The organism is Winogradskyella poriferorum, from assembly GCF_050618035.1.
In the GTDB taxonomy this organism is placed as follows: Bacteria; Bacteroidota; Bacteroidia; order Flavobacteriales; family Flavobacteriaceae; genus Winogradskyella; species Winogradskyella poriferorum_A.
In genome coordinates this window covers 1-229 of record NZ_JBODPY010000162.1, presented here as the reverse complement: position 1 = coordinate 229, position 229 = coordinate 1, and the positions used below count along the sequence as shown (strand labels likewise).

Sequence of the window (229 nt, the reverse complement as noted above, 5' to 3'; positions counted from 1 at the left end):
AGTCTCACAACTTCTTTAATTAAACTTGAGAAATTTGGATTTGTAACATCCTCAAGATTTGTAACGCCTGTTTCGATAAATTGGTAGTCACTATTAATGACAAGGTTATCATTTACAGATTTAGTAAGAACAACTCTAAAACCAGAATCTTCAAGTTTATTTTCTTGTGTTAGCGTTTGATTATTTGTGATATCATTATTCGATGCTCCTAAATCATAATTAGAATAGT

At 29.3% G+C, this 229-nt stretch carries 1 protein-coding gene; it reads right to left on the bottom strand.

Going from position 1 to position 229, the window contains the following annotated elements:
- Positions 1-229: hypothetical protein (locus ACRHOC_RS15320; protein ID WP_431159458.1), on the bottom strand; the 229-nt coding region annotated here is incomplete at both ends.